Source organism: Streptomyces sp. NPDC058401 (assembly GCF_042722885.1).
GTDB lineage: Bacteria > Actinomycetota > Actinomycetes > Streptomycetales > Streptomycetaceae > Streptomyces.
The window spans coordinates 28472-44633 of record NZ_JBHXKA010000025.1 but is presented as its reverse complement, the minus strand read 5'-3'; the positions used below and the strand labels follow the sequence as shown (position 1 = coordinate 44633).

General features: G+C 71.9%; 19 protein-coding genes, 1 pseudogene and 1 riboswitch. Of the genes and pseudogenes, 13 read left to right on the top strand and 7 right to left on the bottom strand.

The window, feature by feature from the left end:
* The first annotated feature begins 128 nt into the window (after window positions 1–128).
* The 4 genes from ACFWNV_RS12285 to ACFWNV_RS12270 all read left to right on the top strand — a co-directional run bounded on the left by ACFWNV_RS12285 (window position 129) and on the right by ACFWNV_RS12270 (window position 4254).
* Window positions 129–545 carry a hypothetical protein gene (locus ACFWNV_RS12285; RefSeq protein WP_383944552.1) on the top strand — a complete coding sequence of 139 codons (417 nt, stop codon included), beginning with the start codon at window positions 129–131 and terminating at the stop codon, window positions 543–545.
* 195 nt (window positions 546–740) lie between these two features.
* Window positions 741–2201: an MFS transporter gene (locus tag ACFWNV_RS12280; RefSeq protein WP_383944549.1), complete on the top strand. Its 1461-nt coding sequence runs from the start codon at window positions 741–743 to the stop codon at window positions 2199–2201.
* Between the two features lie 61 nt (window positions 2202–2262).
* Entirely contained in the window at window positions 2263–3450 is a 1188-nt protein-coding gene (locus ACFWNV_RS12275; RefSeq protein WP_383944546.1) for an FAD-dependent monooxygenase, read from the top strand.
* 366 nt (window positions 3451–3816) lie between these two features.
* The gene (locus tag ACFWNV_RS12270) at window positions 3817–4254 is read left to right on the top strand and encodes a UBP-type zinc finger domain-containing protein (RefSeq protein ID WP_383944544.1); all 438 of its coding nucleotides are present in this window, start codon (window positions 3817–3819) and stop codon (window positions 4252–4254) included.
* A 23-nt stretch (window positions 4255–4277) separates the two neighbouring features.
* Here the strand turns inward: ACFWNV_RS12270 and ACFWNV_RS12265 are convergent, their stop codons facing one another.
* From ACFWNV_RS12265 to ACFWNV_RS12250, 4 genes and pseudogenes are all read right to left on the bottom strand, one after another.
* Window positions 4278–4421 carry a hypothetical protein gene (locus ACFWNV_RS12265; protein ID WP_383944541.1) on the bottom strand — a complete coding sequence of 48 codons (144 nt, stop codon included), beginning with the start codon at window positions 4419–4421 and terminating at the stop codon, window positions 4278–4280.
* 172 nt (window positions 4422–4593) lie between these two features.
* Window positions 4594–5250, bottom strand: a complete 657-nt coding sequence (locus tag ACFWNV_RS12260; protein ID WP_383944649.1) for a fasciclin domain-containing protein — start codon at window positions 5248–5250, stop codon at window positions 4594–4596.
* Between the two features lie 59 nt (window positions 5251–5309).
* Window positions 5310–6890, bottom strand: coding sequence for a molybdopterin-dependent oxidoreductase (locus ACFWNV_RS12255; protein WP_383944538.1), 1581 nt, complete (start codon window positions 6888–6890; stop codon window positions 5310–5312).
* A 67-nt stretch (window positions 6891–6957) separates the two neighbouring features.
* Window positions 6958–7112, bottom strand: a pseudogene (locus ACFWNV_RS12250) (Sua5/YciO/YrdC/YwlC family protein); the annotation flags it as partial.
* 143 nt (window positions 7113–7255) lie between these two features.
* Here ACFWNV_RS12250 and ACFWNV_RS12245 point away from each other — a divergent pair.
* From ACFWNV_RS12245 to ACFWNV_RS12225, 5 genes are all read left to right on the top strand, one after another.
* Window positions 7256–8500, top strand: coding sequence for an NAD(P)/FAD-dependent oxidoreductase (locus ACFWNV_RS12245; RefSeq protein WP_383944536.1), 1245 nt, complete (start codon window positions 7256–7258; stop codon window positions 8498–8500).
* A gap of 251 nt (window positions 8501–8751) precedes the next feature.
* Window positions 8752–10035: a class I SAM-dependent methyltransferase gene (locus tag ACFWNV_RS12240; protein WP_383944534.1), complete on the top strand. Its 1284-nt coding sequence runs from the start codon at window positions 8752–8754 to the stop codon at window positions 10033–10035.
* The gene (locus ACFWNV_RS12235; RefSeq protein WP_383944531.1) at window positions 10032–10763 is read left to right on the top strand and encodes an alpha/beta fold hydrolase; all 732 of its coding nucleotides are present in this window, start codon (window positions 10032–10034) and stop codon (window positions 10761–10763) included. Before ACFWNV_RS12240 ends, ACFWNV_RS12235 begins: the two co-directional genes overlap by 4 nt.
* A gap of 143 nt (window positions 10764–10906) precedes the next feature.
* On the top strand, window positions 10907–11485 hold the full coding sequence (locus tag ACFWNV_RS12230; protein WP_383944529.1) for a fasciclin domain-containing protein: 579 nt from the start codon (window positions 10907–10909) through the stop codon (window positions 11483–11485).
* A gap of 20 nt (window positions 11486–11505) precedes the next feature.
* Window positions 11506–12057: a hypothetical protein gene (locus ACFWNV_RS12225; protein WP_383944526.1), complete on the top strand. Its 552-nt coding sequence runs from the start codon at window positions 11506–11508 to the stop codon at window positions 12055–12057.
* Between the two features lie 93 nt (window positions 12058–12150).
* On the opposite strand, the gene rpsN is transcribed toward ACFWNV_RS12225, so the two are convergent.
* Complete coding sequence (gene rpsN, locus ACFWNV_RS12220) at window positions 12151–12456, bottom strand: 30S ribosomal protein S14 (protein WP_383944523.1); 306 nt, start codon at window positions 12454–12456, stop codon at window positions 12151–12153.
* A complete protein-coding gene (rpmB, locus tag ACFWNV_RS12215) occupies window positions 12456–12692 on the bottom strand; it encodes a 50S ribosomal protein L28 (protein ID WP_383944520.1) in 237 nt (78 codons plus the stop codon). Before rpmB ends, rpsN begins: the two co-directional genes overlap by 1 nt.
* A gap of 68 nt (window positions 12693–12760) precedes the next feature.
* On the opposite strand from rpmB, the gene rpmG reads away from it, so the two are divergent.
* The 4 genes from rpmG to ACFWNV_RS12195 all read left to right on the top strand — a co-directional run bounded on the left by rpmG (window position 12761) and on the right by ACFWNV_RS12195 (window position 15128).
* On the top strand, window positions 12761–12925 hold the full coding sequence (rpmG, locus tag ACFWNV_RS12210) for a 50S ribosomal protein L33 (protein WP_383944517.1): 165 nt from the start codon (window positions 12761–12763) through the stop codon (window positions 12923–12925).
* A 54-nt stretch (window positions 12926–12979) separates the two neighbouring features.
* Window positions 12980–13228, top strand: a complete 249-nt coding sequence (locus ACFWNV_RS12205) for a type B 50S ribosomal protein L31 (protein ID WP_383944513.1) — start codon at window positions 12980–12982, stop codon at window positions 13226–13228.
* Entirely contained in the window at window positions 13225–14367 is a 1143-nt protein-coding gene (locus ACFWNV_RS12200) for a CobW family GTP-binding protein (protein ID WP_383944511.1), read from the top strand. Before ACFWNV_RS12205 ends, ACFWNV_RS12200 begins: the two co-directional genes overlap by 4 nt.
* Window positions 14368–14522: 155 nt before the next feature.
* A riboswitch (guanidine-III (ykkC-III) riboswitch) is annotated at window positions 14523–14585 on the top strand.
* Window positions 14586–14660: 75 nt separating this feature from the next.
* The gene (locus ACFWNV_RS12195) at window positions 14661–15128 is read left to right on the top strand and encodes an Ohr family peroxiredoxin (protein WP_383944508.1); all 468 of its coding nucleotides are present in this window, start codon (window positions 14661–14663) and stop codon (window positions 15126–15128) included.
* A gap of 204 nt (window positions 15129–15332) precedes the next feature.
* Here ACFWNV_RS12195 and ACFWNV_RS12190 read toward each other — a convergent pair whose 3' ends face one another.
* Window positions 15333–16025 (bottom strand): class F sortase, encoded by a 693-nt coding sequence (locus tag ACFWNV_RS12190; RefSeq protein WP_383944505.1) that lies wholly within the window; start codon window positions 16023–16025, stop codon window positions 15333–15335.
* Window positions 16026–16162: the final 137 nt, after the last annotated feature.

The following is a 16162-nucleotide window of genomic DNA, read 5'->3' as shown; positions in this document are numbered from 1 at the left end:
GTGGACATCAGTTGCTCGACATCCAAGATACCTGAGATTCGAGCTAGGCGCGGGATCCGGCCGCCGGCACCGGCGACTCCGTCCTGCCCGCTCCCCCACCACCTCATCAAACAGAGAAGAGCACCGCCATGCCCGAGATCGCCTTTACCCCCGACGAGCAGCTCATCCTCCAGACCGCCGCCCACGGCGTCGTCGGCCTGATGGCCGCCGCCGACCCCGGCGTCATCTCCTCCACCCGCTCCGGCATGGCCGGCGGCAAGGCCCTGTCCGCCGCGACCGGGGCTGTCGGCCGGGTTCTGGCGGAGAGCCCGAAGGGCATGGAGCTGGGCGGCAAGTCCACCGCCGATGTCGCCGACCAGGTTTTCGGCGCCCTGACCACATCGATGGCGCTGCTCAAGGCCAAGGCCCCGCAGGAGGTCGACAACTTCCGCGACACGATCGCCGTCGTGATGGACGCCGCCTCCCGCGCCCACCGGGGCGAGGCCGGTCCCGCCGAAGCGTCCATGATCCGCAAGATCACCGCGACCCTCGACTCGGCCGCCTGACACCCGACTCCCCCGGTGCGGGACCGACCCCGAGCCGACGCAGGAACAGCCGGGCGCGGCGGACCATTCGGGTCCGCCCTCCGCCCGGCCCGCGCTCGGCGTGACCACACCCCCCGGGCCAGCCTCACGGCACACGACACACCACGCACACCCGCTCCGCCGCCAAGGCCGCGAGCCCCCTCACCGGAGATCCGCATGGTCACCGCCGCCCCGCCCGATGCCGAGACCGGGTTCGTGCCGGCCGCCACCGGCCGCCACCGCTCGATAGCCCTGTTCGTCGTCCTGCTGGCGATGTTCATGGACCTCCTCGACAACACGATCATCAACGTCGCGCTGCCCTCCATCCACCAGGACCTCGGCGGCACCTACGCCGCCGTCCAGTGGATCGCCGCCGGCTACACCCTGGCCTTCGCCCTCGCCCTGATCACCGGCAGCCGTCTCGGCGACATCTTCGGCAGGCGCCGCCTCTTCCTCACCGGAGCCGCCGGCTTCACGATCGCCTCCGCACTGTGCGGGATCTCCCAGGAGCCCTGGCAGCTGATCGCCGCCCGCGTCGTACAGGGCGTGATGGCGGCGCTGATGATCCCGCAGGTCCTGGCGATCATCCAGACCATGTACGCGCCCGCGGACCGCGGCAAGGCGATCGGCATGTTCGGCGCACTCGCCGGCATGGCCACCGTCGGCGGCCCCGTCCTCGGCGCGCTGCTCACGAGCGGCGACATCGCCGGCCTGGGCTGGCGCGCGATCTTCCTGGTCAACGTGCCGGTCGGCATCGCCGCCCTCGCGCTCGCCGTCATCTACCTGCCCGAGTCCAGGGCCCCGCGCGGAACCCGCCTCGACGTCTCCGGCGTCCTCCTGTCCTCCCTCGCCCTGCTCATGCTGATCTACCCGCTGATCAAGGGCCAGGACCTGGGGTGGCCCGCCTGGACCTTCGCCTCCATGGCCGGCTCCCTGCTCGTCCTCGCCGCGTTCGCCGCCCATCAGAGGCGCCGTACCCGCACGACCGGCTCTCCGCTGATCGAGCTCAGCCTGTTCCGCTACAAGTCCTTCTCCGGCGGCCTGCTGGTCAACCTGCTCTTCATGGGCGGCGTGGTCGGCTACTTCCTGGTCTTCACCGTCTACCTGCAGACCGGACTCGGCTTCTCCGTCATGCGCTCGGGCCTGACCAACCTGCCCTGGGGCTTGATGGTGCCCGTCTTCGCCGGCGTCTCCGCCGCGGTGCTCGCACCCAAGCTGGGCCGCCCGGTCCTCCAGATCGGCCTGGTCCTGGACATCCTCGCCATGCTCACCCTGATGTGGACGGTCGGCTCCGGCGAGGTGACCACCATGAGGCTCGTCCCGGCCCTGCTCATCGGCGGCATCGGCATGGGCCTGGTGGTCGCCCCGCTCCTCGACTTCACCCTCGCCGACGTCCCCGTGGCCGACGCCGGCTCCGCCTCCGGCCTCTACAACACCGTCCAGCAGGTCGGCAGCGCCATCGGCATCGCCGGACTCGGCGCCTTCTTCTTCAGCCGCACCGGCCACCACGTCCCCGGCCCCGCCGCCTACGACCCCGCGCTCCAGCACACCCTGTGGCTGCCCGTCGCCGCCTTCGCCGCCGCACTCGCCGCCACCTTCCTGATGCCCGGGCGGGCCGCCCAACACGACGCCGCCTGAACGGCCGCCCGCGGCCGTTCCCGCACCCCCACACACCCATGCCACGAGAGGGACACTCACCATGAAGGCACTGATCATCGGTAGCGGAATAGCCGGACCCGCCGCCGCCATGGCACTGCGGAAGGCCGGTATCGACTCGGTCGTCTACGAGGCTCACCCCGGCGGCGCCGACCACGTCGGCGTCTTCCTGACCCTGGGCTCGAACGGCATCGACGCCCTGCGCACCATCGACGCCGACGCCCCTGCCATCGCCGCCGGCTTCCCGACTCCGGCGATCGAGATGGTCTCCACCACCGGCAAGGCGCTCGGCCGGGTCCGCACGAGCCGCCCGGACGGAGACATCACCAGCCGGACCCTCAAGCGAGCCGACCTCTACCGCGCCATCCGCGGCGAGGCGGTGCGCCGAGGGATCCGTATCGAGCACGGCAAGCGCCTGGTCGACGCGCAGGACACCGGGGACGGTGTCCGCGCGGTCTTCGCCGACGGCAGCGAGGAGTACGGAGACCTGCTCATCGGCTGCGACGGAATCCACTCCACGGTCCGGGGCATCATCGACCCCGCGGCCCCCGCGCCCTCGTACTCCGGGCTCATCGGGCTCGGCGGCTACACCCGCGGAGTGCCCGTGAGCACGCGGACGGGCAGCTACCAGATGATGTTCGGCAAGCGCGCCTTCTTCGGCTACGTGCCCGCGCCCGACGGCGAGGTCTGGTGGTTCGCCAACCTGCCCCGTCCCGCCGAGCCCGCCCGAGGCGAGCTGGAGGGCATCGTCTCCGAGCAGTGGCGCCGCGAACTCACCGAACTGTTCGCCGAGGACACGGGCCCCGCCGCCGCGTTGATCCGCGCCGCCCAGGTGATCACTCCGGCCGGCCCCATGCACGCCTTGCTGACCCTCCCCGCGTGGCACCGGGGCCGGATGATCGCCATCGGAGACGCCGCCCACGCCCCCTCACCGACCTCCGGCCAGGGCGCCTCGCTGTCCATCGAGGACGCAGTCGAGCTGGCCAAGGCCCTGCGCGACCGGCCCACGATCGAGAGCGCCTTCGCCGCCTACGAGGCCCTGCGCCGCCCGCGCGTCGAACGGATCGTCAAACAGGCCGCCCGGATCAACAACAACAAGGCCGCGGGCCCGGCCGGACGGATCATCCGCGACCTGCTGATGCCTCTGGTCCTGCCGCGGCTGGCCAACGGCGAACAGAGCCGGCAGACCTACGGCCACCACATCGACTGGGACACCGTTCAGCGGGCGTGATTCCGGATTCCGCGTTGCCCGGGCACGCGCCGCCGGGAAGGGCGACGGCGATTCCCCCTGGACCGGCCCGGGAACGGATTCCGGCGCGCGGGAACATTCGGGGCCAGAGTCAGGAGAAGCATGAGCACGAGGGCCACGCCAAGAATGAGCACGGTGGTTAGGGTCACTTTCCTGCCTTCCGTCCGATGATGAACTCTAGTTACTTGGTGTAACCGAAATCTCCGGACCTAAACACTCTTCGTAAGGAACGGAGCACAGGCGGCATCAACAACCACTGGCGCAGCGGGACGAGTCGGGTCCGCCAGACGGTGCACGACCGATGCGCAAGGCGCGGGGCGGACCGGCGCGGAAACATGGAAGGGCTGAATGACCGCACTGCGTCCAGGAGGCACCATGAACACCCACGGTGTCACGCCGGGCCCGGATCGCGGGATCGTGAGCTTCCCTGTGAACTCTCCGCGTCCCGCCGCAACATGGGCGGTGTCACCCGACGGCGGGCGTCTCGAAGAACGTGCGTGTTCCCACCTCACCGCGCTGCCCGTACAGCCGGCGATGCCTGTGGCGGTGTGCGCGGCATGCCGCGCACGCGGGTGGACGTGGACCCGGCTGCGGTGGTGTGCGACGTGCGGGCACGTCGGATGCTGCGACAGTTCGCGAGGGCGCCACGCGTACGCCCATCATGCGCGGACGGGGCACCCCGTGGTCCTGTCGATGGATCCCGACGAGGCCTGGGCGTGGTGTTTCGCGGACGAAGTCTTTCTCGTTCGCGTTCCTGGGGGCAAGGAATCAGGCAGGCCCCGCTGAGGGGTCCCGGGAGGGGCTCCGCGTCAGTGGGCGGACCCGCCGAATTCCGCGTGCTGCGGGTGGAAGGCGTACTCCGCCTCGTCTTCTGACGGCGGGGCCGGGAAGGTGATCTGGCGTGCTTCCGCCCGGGCTTGCACCAGGAGGGTCTCGAACTCTTCGTCGGTCATGGGGTTCACCTCGCAGAACTCTCTACGTAGGTGATTCGTAGCGGGACTACCGCAGGATTGGCCCGCCGGCGGTGGCGACTTCCGTGGACCGTCTCGGCGGTCGGAGCGTGAGCGCGGGTCGGACCCCTGGGCAAGGGGTCCGACCCGTGACTACTCGGGCACCACGCGGGTGTTACTTGGGCATCAGGACCGTGTCGACGATGTAGACGTTGGCGTTGGCGGTCTTGACGTTGCCGCAGACGACGTTCGAGGTGTCGTTGACCTTGTAGGTCTCGCCCGAGCCGCTGGTGGTGAGCTTGGTCTTCTCCAGGGTGTCGAAGGAGCCCGACTCCAGCTGCTTCGGGGTCAGCTCCTGGCCGACGACGTGGTACGTGAGGATCTTGGTGAGGGTGGCCTTGTCGGCGAGGACCTTGTCGAGGTCGGCCTTCGGGATCTTGGCGAAGGCGTCGTTGGTCGGCGCGAACACCGTGATGCCCTGAGCGTTGTTGAGGGTGTCGACGAGCCCGGCCTGCTTGACGGCCGCCACCAGGGTGGACAGGGCCGGGTTGTTGGACGCGGCGGTCGCGACCGGGTCCTTGGCCATCCCGTCGAAGGAGCCGGCGCCATCGGCGGGAACTCCGGCACAGGCCGGGCCGAACGGCTTGTCCGAGGCCATCGAAGCCTCCGGCGTCGCGGGCTGCGAGGCGGCAGGGGCTTCGCTGCTCTTGTCCGCGGAGGATCCGGACGCGGAATCACTGCCGGAGTCGGAACAGGCGGACAGCGCGAAGGGCAGAACGGCCGCAGCGGCCACGGCGAGAGCGGTACGACGGAAACGGAGCGTGCTGGACATGTGGGAACTCCTCTTGGTTTTCAAAGGGGTTGAGCAGGGAGGCAGAAGGCGGGAGGCGGTCAACCTGCGGTGACGAAGACGCTGTGCCAACCGCTGGCGCCGTCGGGGATGGTCCGGGTGCGTTCCTCGGTCTGGACCTGGCCGGTTCCGTCGGTGGCGCGGACGGTGAGGGTGTGGCCGCCGGGTGTGGTCTTCCAGGGGTAGGACCACTGGCGCCAGGTATCGACGGTGGCCTGGGCGGCGAGGTCCGCGTCCTGCCACGGTCCGTCGTCGATGCGGACTTCGACGCGCCGGATGCCGCGGTGCTGGGCCCAGGCGACGCCGGCGATCGTGACGGTCGCGGCGGTGGGCCGGGCGAAGGGCTTGGGGGTGTCGATGCGCGCCTGCGTCTTGATGGGACCCTTGCGGGCCCACTTGCGCTTGACCCAGTACGCGTCGTAGGAGTCGAAGGTCGTGAGCTCGATGTCCTCGATCCACTTGCAGGCGGACACGTAGCCGTAGAGACCGGGGACGAGCATGCGGACGGGGAAGCCGTGCTCGAACGGCAGGGGTTCTCCGTTCATGGCCACGGCCAGGATCGCGTCGCGTCCGTCCATGACGTCCTCGACGGGCGAGCCCAGGGTCATGCCGTCCACCGAGCGGGCGATCAGCTGATCGGCCTTGCCGCCCTTGGACGGCGGTTTGACTCCGCACTCGCGCAGCAGGTCGTCCAGGCGTACGCCGAGCCAGCGTGCGTGTCCAATGTACGGGCCGCCGACCTCGTTGGACACGCAGGTCAAGGTGATGTCCCGCTCGATGAGCGGACGGTCCAGCAGGTCCCGGAAGGTGTAGGTGCGTGGACGGGTGACGCCCTTTCCGTGGACCCGGAGCCGCCACGTGTCGCTGTCGATCCTGGGGACGACCAGAGCGGTGTCCACGCGGTAGAACTCGCTGTTGGGGGTGGTGAAGGAGCTGATGCCCTCCGCCTTCAGCTGGACTCCCCTCGGGAGCGGCTGCGCCGGGGAGGAGGGGGCGGGCAGCTTGACGGCGGACCGGGAGGCGACGGCGCCCTGGGCGCGCCGGCCGGTCAGGGTGCGTCCCAGGGCGCCCGCGGCCGTCGCGCCGACGGCCGTCACGGACGCGGCGACGAGGAAGCCGCGCCGCGACCAGCCGCCGTCGGTGGCGGCTGCCTGGGTAGGTGTGGCCGAGAGCTTTCCGGCGAGGAGGTAGAGGATCGCGGCGCCCGCGGCAGCGCCCGCCATCGAAGGCAGGGCGTCCGCGATTCCGCCCGTGTCGGGGCGGCTCAGCGCGGCTGCCGCGCCGATGAGCCCGAACAGGAGGACCCCGGCCGCTCCGGTGCGCCGGTGGCGCAGGGAGATGATCCCGAGGAGGACTCCGAGGAAGCCGAGGGCGGCGAGGATGCCGAGCTGGAGGACGAGCTTGTCGTTCTCGCCGAAGGTGCGGATCGCGAAGTCCTTCACCCCGGCGGGCGTCCTGTCGATGGCAGCGCCGCCGACCACCGTCACCGGTCCGGCCTGCGGCCGCACCACGGAGGCCACGAGCTCGGCCACCGCCAGGGCCGTGTACCCGGCCAGGAGGCCGGACACGGCGCCCAGTGCGCCGCGGAAGAGGGACGTGCGAAAGGTGCTCACACCCTCCATTCGCTGTCATCCGTCCGGCGGATTGGTCCTTCCTCGAAGGGCCTCCTCCGCGCAGGGCTCCCCGCGGCGCCACCGGATGGGAGGACATCCGGACCGCGACCGTGCCTGGGTCTCCCCGGGGTCCCAGGTCAGCGACGGCTGGTGGCGGGCCACCAGGGTCAGCCCGCCCGGCCGGAACGCCTCCACCAGGGCCCAGCCCTGCTCGGAGAAGTCGGTGACCAGCTCATCGTCCATGTCGGCCCGCTGCTGTGCAGACCCTCGCGGTCACGCCCGAGACCCGGTCGAGCGCGCCTTTGCCGGTTCGGCGGTACGGCTCGCGTAGCGTGCCGAGTCCCGCACCATGCCCGAAGGAGAGGACGTCCGCGATGTGGATGACAGACGGTCCGGGCCCGGACGTGGTCGTCGTCGGGGCGGGCGCCGCCGGGCTGGCGTGTGCGACCGACCTCGTCGCCGCGGGTCTACGGGTCCGCCTGCTCGAAGCTTCGGATGCCGTGGGTGGACGGATGCGCACCGACAGGATCCGGGGATTCACGCTCGACCGTGGGTTCCAGGTCTTCAACACCGCCTATCCCCAGGTCAAGCGTCGCCTCGACCTGCCTTCCCTACGGCTGCGGCCGTTCACTCCCGGCGTCCTGGTGCACACCCCCGAAGGGCGGCTGCGGTTCACCGACCCCACCCGCCGTCTCCGGGACAGCGGTGACCTCCTTTCGGGCCGACTCGCCTCTGCCCGGGACCTCGCGGCCCTCTCGGTGCTGTCCGCACGCGACGTACTGACACCTCCGGCGCGCCTGCGTTCCCGTTCCGACGCCACCACGCTCAGCGCACTGTCCGCTGCCGGGTTCTCGCCCCGCTTCGTGGAGACGTTCTTCAGGCCCTTCCTGTCCGGTGTCTTCCTCGAAGACCAGCTCGAGACCTCGGCCAGGTTCTTCCACCTCGTCTGGCGGACGCTCCTGCGCGGCACGGTGTGCCTGCCGGCCGACGGCATCGGCGCCGTACCGGCCCAGCTGGCCTCGCACCTCCCCGACGGCGTACTGCACACCAACACCCCTGTCACCGCGCTGACTCCGGAAGGCGTGTCGTTGGCCGGCTCGGCCGAGCTGCCCGCGCGCGCGGTCGTCGTCGCCACGGGACACGCTGTCGCCGCCCGGCTGCTCCCCGGGCTGCCCGTACCCCGCGGCAGGACGGTCACGACCCTCTATCACGCCGCGGAGCGCTCGCCGCTGACGGAGCCCACGCTGGTCGTCGACACCGAGCGGCGCTTCCTGAATACGTGCGTCCTCACCGAGGTTCATGCCGGCTACGCCCGGGACGGAAGGGCTCTGGTGGCGACATCGGTTCTCGGCACGCCCGCACCCGCGGACGAACTGGCCATCCGTGCGGCCCTGTCCGAGGTGTACGCCACGGACACCGAGACCTGGGAACCGATCCACCGTACGACCGTCCACGACGCCCTCCCGGCCATGCCCGCGCCACTGCCGCTCTCCCGCACCACCCGCTTCGCACCCCACCGGTACGTGTGCGGCGACCACCGGGCGACCGGCTCGCTCCAGGGCGCCCTCGCCTCCGGCACACGCGCCGCCCGGGAGGTCCTCGCCGACCTGCGAGGCTGAGAGGCACGCTCCGTTCGACTCGACACGCAGCCAATCCGCGCCACCGTCCGCCGCGAAGTACGGGTGGAACCGCCGTGCCCGGCGGCGTGTCGAGTGGCGGGAGCGATCGTGCTGGAACAACGGAAGGCAGCGGTGTCCGGCCGTGGCGCGGCAGGCCCGGCCGCCGCCCACGTCCCGTCGTCGAGGTCCGAGCTCGCCGCCGTACGGGCCCCCGGGCTCCGTCAGATCCTCCTCATGGAAGGGACCACCCGATGAGGCCCGCCGCCGACCGGCTCGCCGACCTCCTCGGCCATTTCCTCGCCGGTCCCCTCCCGGTACGGCTGCGTGCCTGGGACGGCAGCGAGGCCGGGCCGGCCGACGCACCACGGGTCGTCCTGCGATCCCCCGACGCCCTGCGCCGCCTGGTGTGGCAGCCAGGCGAACTCGGCCTCGCCGAGGCGTACATCACCGGAGACCTCGACGTCGAGGGCGATCTCGCCGAGGCGCTCGGCCGGGCCGGCCGATCCGTCCGCGAGCAAGGGATCCGCAGGCCGCGGCCGGCCGCACTGGCTGCGGCCACCGCGCTCGCCGCAGGGCTGGGCGCCGTGGGCCCGCCTCCGCGCCGACCCGACGGCCGCGCCCGTCTCGGCGGCCGCCTGCACAGCACCTCCCGGGACCGTGCCGCCATCAGCCACCACTACGACCTGTCCAACGAGTTCTACGCCGTGCTGCTCGACCGGACGATGGCGTACTCCTGCGCCTACTGGACGCGCCCCGCCGACGCCTCGTACGGTCTGGCCGAGGCCCAGGCCGACAAGCTGGAGCTGATCTGCGGCAAGCTCGGGCTCCGCGCAGGCGACCGGCTCCTGGACGTCGGCTGCGGCTGGGGCTCGCTCACCGTCCACGCCGCCCGGGAGCACAAGGTGAGGGTCACGGCCGTCACCCTGTCCGCCGCCCAGCGGGAGTTCGTCACCGCGAGAGCCGCCGCCGAAGGCGTGGCCGACCTGGTCGACGTCCAGCTCCGGCACTGGCGACACCTCGACGGCGGGGGCTACGACGCGGCCGCCGCCGTGGAGATGGGCGAGCACGTCGGCGACGCCGAGTACCCGCTGTTCGCCTCGATGCTGCACGGGGCGCTGCGCCCCGAAGGCCGGCTCCTCATCCAGCAGATGTCCCGCGGGGCACATGCGCCGGGCGGCGGTCCCTTCATCGAGACGTACATCGCCCCGGACATGCACATGCGTCCCCTGGGCCGGACCGCGGACCTGCTGGAGTCGGCCGGGCTGGAGGTCCGGCACGTCGAATCCCTCCGCGAGCACTACGCGACCACCATCGACGCCTGGCGCGCCACCATCGAAGGACGGTGGGGCGACATCGAGGACCTCGTCGGGGAGACCACCGGCCGGGTGTGGCGCCTGTACCTGGCCGGGGCATCCCTCGCCTTCTCCGAACGCCGCATGGGCGTCGACCAGTTCCTCGCCGTCCGGCCCACCCGCGAGGGGAACTCGGGCATGCCCGCCACCCCCGGAACCGGGTCCGCGGGGGACGGCCGGTGAACCTCCTGGGCCACACCCCGCCGGCCACCACGGCGGCCCTGATCCCGGTTTTCCGTCACCGCCTGCCGCAGGAAGCCGCGGCGGCGGTCCTCCTCCTGCACGGGGGTCGCGCGGACGCCCTCGGGCCACCGCCACGCCTCAACCTGCCCGGACTGCGGATGCGGCCCTTCGGCGCGGCGCTGCTGCGCGACACGTTCCACGACGATGTCCTCGTCGCCCACGTCCGCTACCGGTACCGCGGCTGGAACGGACCGAACGCGCATCCGGTCGCCGACGTACGGCGGGCACTGGACGAACTGCGTGCACTCACGGGTCCCGTTCCCGTCGTCCTCATCGGGCACTCCATGGGAGGCCGCGCGGCACTGCGCGCGGCGGCGGATCCGCAGGTCAAGGGAGTCGTCGCCCTGGCACCCTGGTGCCCGCCCGGCGAGCCCGCCGCCCAGCTGCACGGCCGCACCGTCATCGCCCTGCACGACGAGGCCGACCGTGTCACCAGTGCGGCCGACACCTGGTCCCACCTCACCCACGCCCAGGCCGCCGGAGCCCGGGTCCTGGGCATCGCCATGCCCCGTGGCGGCCATTCGATGATCCGCGACGCCCGCCGCTGGCACCGCATCACCGCCGAAGCCACCCGCGCGGTCCTCGCGGACTCCGTGCTCGCGTCGGGGAGGTCGTGGACCGGGAACCCCCGCCCGGCCCGCGACCTCCCCGGCGCGCCGCCGTGGTGAAGCCCCCATGCCTGCACGACTTCAGAATTCGCACCATTCTCCACCAATCGGATCGGCGTTCGGCGACGAATGAAGGGGTGAGGGGAACGAGCGGGCCCCGGGTCGGGGCAGAGCGGTGAGCCCGCCTCCACGAGGAGGAACACATGACCACCCACCACGTCCGTCATTGCGCCGTACTCGCGGCAGCAGCGTTCGCACTCCCGATAGCCCTGGGCGTGGCAGCCCCGGCGTTTGCCGGCTCGCAGCAGTCCGATCCCTTCGGGCCGGCCTGTGCATCGGTGCCGAAGGAGGGCTCCGGCAGCCTCGCCGGCATGGCCAAGGACCCCGTGGCCACCGCCGCGTCCAACAACCCGGCCCTGTCGACGCTGGTCACGGCCGTGAAGAAGGCCGGTCTGGTCGACACCCTGAACAACGCGAAGGGCATCACCGTCTTCGCCCCGACCAACGACGCCTTCGCGAAGATCCCGAAGGCCGACCTGGACAAGATCCTCGCCGACAAGGTCCAGCTGACCAAGATCCTCACCTACCACGTGGTGGGCGAGAAGATCACGCCGAACCAGCTCGGCGCCGGCTCCTTCAAGACCCTTGAGGGTGGCGCACTGACCACGGCGGGATCCGGTGAGGCGTTCACCGTCAACGGCAAGGCAAAGATCGTCTGCGGCGACATCCAGACCGCGAACGCCACCGTGAACATCATCGACACGGTCCTCACCCCGATGTGAGACACCTCCGGAGTACGGACATGAGCACCGAACACCATCCGGTACCGCGCCTGCCCGGCCGGCGCCTGGCCATCGCACTCGGCCTGGCGGGCGCCCTCGCGCTGGCCGTCACAGCTCCCGCCGCGGCACTCGCGCCGCCGGACGACTCCTCGAGCCTCTCCTGGGGCCGGACCCACGTCTACGACGACGGCCTCGCGGTGACCGTCGCCCCGCCTTCGGCGTTCACCCCGGGCGACACCTCCGCGGGCCACCGTGCGGGATACCAGGCGGTGGCCTGGAAGGTCACTCTCAAGAACGGGACGCCGAAGGCCTTCAAGACGTCGCTCGTCGCCGTCTACGCCAAGTACGGCCCGGCCGGCGAGCGGGCCGAGCGGGTCTTCGATTCCGCCAACGGCATCGGCTCGGACTTCGAGGGCAGCATCAGCCGCGGCCGGTCCGCGACGGTCACATACGTCTTCGACATCCCCAGGGCAGCCGTCGGCTCCCTCGACATAGAGGCGGTGCCCCACGTCTTCGACTACGAAGGCACCCACTGGACCGGCCCCCTGAACGCCCGGACCGGACAGAACTGACACCAAAGCCCCCGGGCCCCGTACGCCGCTTCCGGCGTACGGGGCCCGGGCTCGTACCTCGTGGGCCTCTTCCCGGCCGCCCACGCGCAGGTCCTACCAGGACGACTTGGTGACTCCCGGGAGGAGGCCCGCGTGGGCCTGCTCCCTCAGCCGCACGCGGGACAGCCCGAACTTCCGGAGGTACCCGCGGGGCCGCCCGTCGACTCCGTCCCTGTTGCGCACCCTGGTCGCGCTGGCGTTGCGCGGTTGTGTGCGCAGCTCGGCCGCGGCCGCTTCCCGGTCGGGTTCCGTCGAGGAGGGCCGCCGGACGATCTTCTTCAGCTCGGCCCGCCGGGCGGCGTACCGCTCGACGACCGCCTTGCGCTGCTCGTTCCGCGCGATCTTGCTCTTCTTGGCCATCAGACCTTCACCCCCCGGGCGCGGATCCGGGCCACCGCCGCCTCGACACCGATCGCGTCGACGGTCCTGACCGCCTTCGCGCTCAGCTTGAGGCGGACATGGCGCCCCTCGCCGGGCAGCCAGTAGCGCTTGCTCTGGATGTTGGGGTCGAAGCGGCGGGAGGTGCGTCGGTGCGAGTGGGAGATGGCGTTGCCGAAGCCCGGCCGGGAGCCGGTCAGTTGGCAGTGTGCGGACACGGGGTTGCCTTCCTCTCGATCACGAAGGACTGTATTGAAAATGGGAATCGTTCCCATATACTAGCGCCATGGCCCGCAACGAAGTACGCCCGATCGTCAAGCTCCGCTCCACCGCGGGGACCGGCTACACCTACGTCACCCGCAAGAACCGGCGGAACGATCCCGACCGGATGGTGCTGCGCAAGTTCGACCCGGTGCTGCGCCGGCACGCCGACTTCCGCGAAGAGCGCTGACCCCACGCCCGATCCCGCCAGTACCCCCGCCACCACTGTCTGAAGGACATCGCCGTGAAGCCCGGAATCCACCCCGCCTACGGCCCCGTCGTCTTCCGCGACAAGGCCGCCGACTTCGCCTTCCTCACCCGCTCGACCGCCACCAGCGAGAAGACGGTCGAGTGGGAGGACGGCCACACCTACCCCGTCATCGACGTCGAGATCTCCTCGCAGAGCCACCCCTTCTACACCGGCACCGCCCGCGTCCTGGACACCGCGGGCCGCGTCGAGCGCTTCCAGCGCCGCTACGGGAGCGCCAAGTGAGCCTGCCCGTCGTCATCGTGGGCGGCCTCCATGCCGACGCCCGCAAGGAGGTCGTCGAACGGCTGCTCCGCTCCGTCCCCGGCAGCGTCGCACTCCATCACGACCTGGCCACGGCGCCCTCGGGCACGGTGCTGCGCCTGGTGCGCGACGCCTCGGGCGAGCTGTCCCGCGGCGAGGCGCCCCTGTTCAACGACTGCGCCTGCTGCGCGCTCCGCGAGGACCTGGTCCCGGAGCTGGAGCGGCTGGCCGGCAGCGGACTGACCCGGCTCGCCGTCGTCGAACTGTGGGACTCCGTCGAGCCCAGGGCGATGGCCGAGGTCGTCGTCGAACACGGCGGCGGCGCACTCGACCTCACGGGCGTGATCACCGCGGTGGACCCCGCGCTGGTCCTGCCCTACCTCGTCAACGGCGACGACCTGGCGGACGTCGGCCTCGCGGCGGCCGCCTCGGACCGGCGGACGGTCGGGGACACCTGGGCACGACAGCTGGAGTACGCCCCCGTACTGGCCCTCGTCGACAGCGAGGACGCCGCCGACGAGGACCGCGCCCTCCTGGCTCAGCTCCATCCGACCGCCCGCCGGGTGCCGGCCCGGTCCGCCGAGCTGGCCCGGCTGGCCTTCGCCGGCTTCGACGTGGAAGCGGCGGCCGCCGCCCAGCACCCGGCGTGTGCCCTGCTCCCGCAGGAAGCGGAGGAGGCGGGAGTCGGCACCTTCGTCTGGCACAGCCACCGGCCGTTCCACCCCGGACGGCTCTACGAGGCCCTGGAAGACCTCTGCTGCGCGGCTGCCCGCAGCCGTGGCCGCTTCTGGCTCGCCGACCGGCCCGACACGCTGCTCTCCTGGGACGCCGCGGGCGGCGCCCTGTGCGTGGAGAGCGCCGGACCCTGGCTCGCCTCCCTGCCGGACGCCGCCTGGGAGATGGTGCCGCCGATGCGCAGGGCAGCCGCCTCCCTCGACTGGCATCCCGAGCACGGCGACTGCTGCCAGCACCTCGTCTTCACCTCCCCCGGGCTCGACCGCGACGGGCTGGGCCGCCTCCTGGAGTCCTGCCTGCTCACGGAGGCCGAGTACGGCTCGGGGCCCGAAGCGTGGCGGAGGCTGCCGGCCGCCTTCGATTCCCTCCTCGACCCCGTCTCCTGACCGCTCCCCCGCCCCACGTCGCGCACGTCCGCGCCCTTCGAAGGAGCGGCGAGCAGCCCCTGGAAGTCCGGGGCGACAGTGGGGAGAGGTCGCCGCGGGTGAGGAGGGTCACCGGCGGGCGGCGCCCCGGGCGGGCGCACGCGTTGCTAGATTGTCCGGCGGCCGACCCCAGGCCCCGGACGAGATGCGCCGTACCCGGTTACGCACGACGACGCGCGAGGTTCCGCACGAGCGGTGCCTTCCGCTGTCCGTGCCCGGGCAGCGTCCTCGTCGAGCAGGATGGGCCGAACGCCATGACCGTGCCACTCACCCGCAGCCTTTACCGGACGACCGCGCACGCCGCCGGGGGCCGTACCGGATCCGTCCGCACCGACGACGGGCGCCTCGACGTCCGCCTCGCCCCGCCGCGCAAGAAGGTCCCGGGCACCACCAACCCGGAGCAGCTCTTCGCGGCCGGTTTCGCCGCCTGCTTCACCTCCGCGCTCGCGGAGGTCGCCGCCGAGTTCGGGGCGGACGCCTCCGCCGCGCGCGTGGCCTGCGAGGTACAGCTCGGTACCACGGACACGCCCGCGGGCTACGGCCTCGCGGTGAGCCTCACCGTCAGCCTGCCCGGATGGCGGGCCGCGGACCTCCAGCCGCTGCTGCACCGGGCGGACGCCGTCTGCCCGTACGCGCAGGCGGTACGCGGCAACGTACCGCTGACGCTCGTGGCCGTGGACGACCCGGCCACCGCTGAGCCGGCGCCCCCGCTCCCAGCATGACGTGCTTGACCTGGGTGTGGTCCAGGAGGCCGGACAGGGAGAGTGAGGTGCAGGGCCTCGGTATCGTCCGCGAAGGACCGGACGGTCACGACGGGTCCGAAGATCTCCTCCTGACGGAACGGAAGCGGACCGTGGGCGCCGTGCGCGTCGTGGGGCAGGCGGTCCCCTCGGTCACCGTCCTGCTCGCCTCGCGTAACCCCCACATCACCCGTCCGGGGACGCAAGGTGTGCGTAGACGACGACGTTGGCCGGGTATCCGGTCTTCTTCGTGTACGTGCCGCCGCAGGTGATGAGGCGCAGTTCGGGGCGGCCCGTGGCTCCGTAGACCTGCTGGTCGGGGAAGTTTCCGCGGTCGTGGACCTCGACGGCGTCGACGGCGTCGACGGTGAAGGCCGCCACTGTTCCGTCCCGGCGGAGCACTTCTATTCGCTCGCCCTTCTTGAGGGCTCCGAGCTGGTAAAAGACCGCCGGCCCCTGCTTGTTGTCGGCGTGGCCGGCGATGACGGCCGTGCCGTCGGCACCGGGTGATGTGCCGTCTGCGTACCAGCCCGCGAGGTTCTTGTCCTCCGGCGGGGGCGCCTGGAGGCTGCCGTCGCTTTCGAGGCCCAGCCCGGTGAGCGGGGCGTCGACGCGGAGCGAGGGGATGCGCACGCGTGCGGGCGCAGCCGGGGCCACGGCCACGGGCCGGGAACCGGCCGTGGGGCCACGGTCGCGCCGGCGCTCCTCTCCCAGTTCGCCGACGAGGCGGCGCTGGGTGCCGAGAAGGCCTTCGGCTTGTGAGGGCCGGGGCGGCGGCTGAGGTACGTCGTCGGTGGTGATCAGCCAGACCCCCACGGCTGCCGTCAGTACGGCGAGAGATCCGATCGTCCGGTTCCCCCAACGATGTGCGTCCGGCATGTGCTCCCCCTGGTCAAGGTGCTGTCGGTGGCCCACAGGGGTGGGGGGGGCGGGGGCGGGGGGGGCCGGCGGGGCGCCCAGGAGGGGGGGGGGGGTGGGGAGGGGGCGGGGGGGGGGGGGGCGGGCCGGGGGGCGCG

Coding starts and splice junctions, on each gene's coding strand:
- ACFWNV_RS12230 (WP_383944529.1), top strand. CDS start 10,907: ATGACCACCCACCACGTCCGTCATTGCGCCGTACTCGCGGCAGCAGCG.
- rpmG (WP_383944517.1), top strand. CDS start 12,761: ATGGCCCGCAACGAAGTACGCCCGATCGTCAAGCTCCGCTCCACCGCG.
- ACFWNV_RS12275 (WP_383944546.1), top strand. CDS start 2,263: ATGAAGGCACTGATCATCGGTAGCGGAATAGCCGGACCCGCCGCCGCC.
- ACFWNV_RS12225 (WP_383944526.1), top strand. CDS start 11,506: ATGAGCACCGAACACCATCCGGTACCGCGCCTGCCCGGCCGGCGCCTG.
- ACFWNV_RS12190 (WP_383944505.1), bottom strand. CDS start 16,025: ATGCCGGACGCACATCGTTGGGGGAACCGGACGATCGGATCTCTCGCC.
- ACFWNV_RS12255 (WP_383944538.1), bottom strand. CDS start 6,890: ATGGAGGGTGTGAGCACCTTTCGCACGTCCCTCTTCCGCGGCGCACTG.
- ACFWNV_RS12195 (WP_383944508.1), top strand. CDS start 14,661: ATGACCGTGCCACTCACCCGCAGCCTTTACCGGACGACCGCGCACGCC.
- ACFWNV_RS12280 (WP_383944549.1), top strand. CDS start 741: ATGGTCACCGCCGCCCCGCCCGATGCCGAGACCGGGTTCGTGCCGGCC.
- ACFWNV_RS12240 (WP_383944534.1), top strand. CDS start 8,752: ATGAGGCCCGCCGCCGACCGGCTCGCCGACCTCCTCGGCCATTTCCTC.
- ACFWNV_RS12270 (WP_383944544.1), top strand. CDS start 3,817: ATGACCGCACTGCGTCCAGGAGGCACCATGAACACCCACGGTGTCACG.
- ACFWNV_RS12265 (WP_383944541.1), bottom strand. CDS start 4,421: ATGACCGACGAAGAGTTCGAGACCCTCCTGGTGCAAGCCCGGGCGGAA.
- ACFWNV_RS12285 (WP_383944552.1), top strand. CDS start 129: ATGCCCGAGATCGCCTTTACCCCCGACGAGCAGCTCATCCTCCAGACC.
- ACFWNV_RS12260 (WP_383944649.1), bottom strand. CDS start 5,250: ATGTCCAGCACGCTCCGTTTCCGTCGTACCGCTCTCGCCGTGGCCGCT.
- rpsN (WP_383944523.1), bottom strand. CDS start 12,456: ATGGCCAAGAAGAGCAAGATCGCGCGGAACGAGCAGCGCAAGGCGGTC.
- ACFWNV_RS12245 (WP_383944536.1), top strand. CDS start 7,256: ATGTGGATGACAGACGGTCCGGGCCCGGACGTGGTCGTCGTCGGGGCG.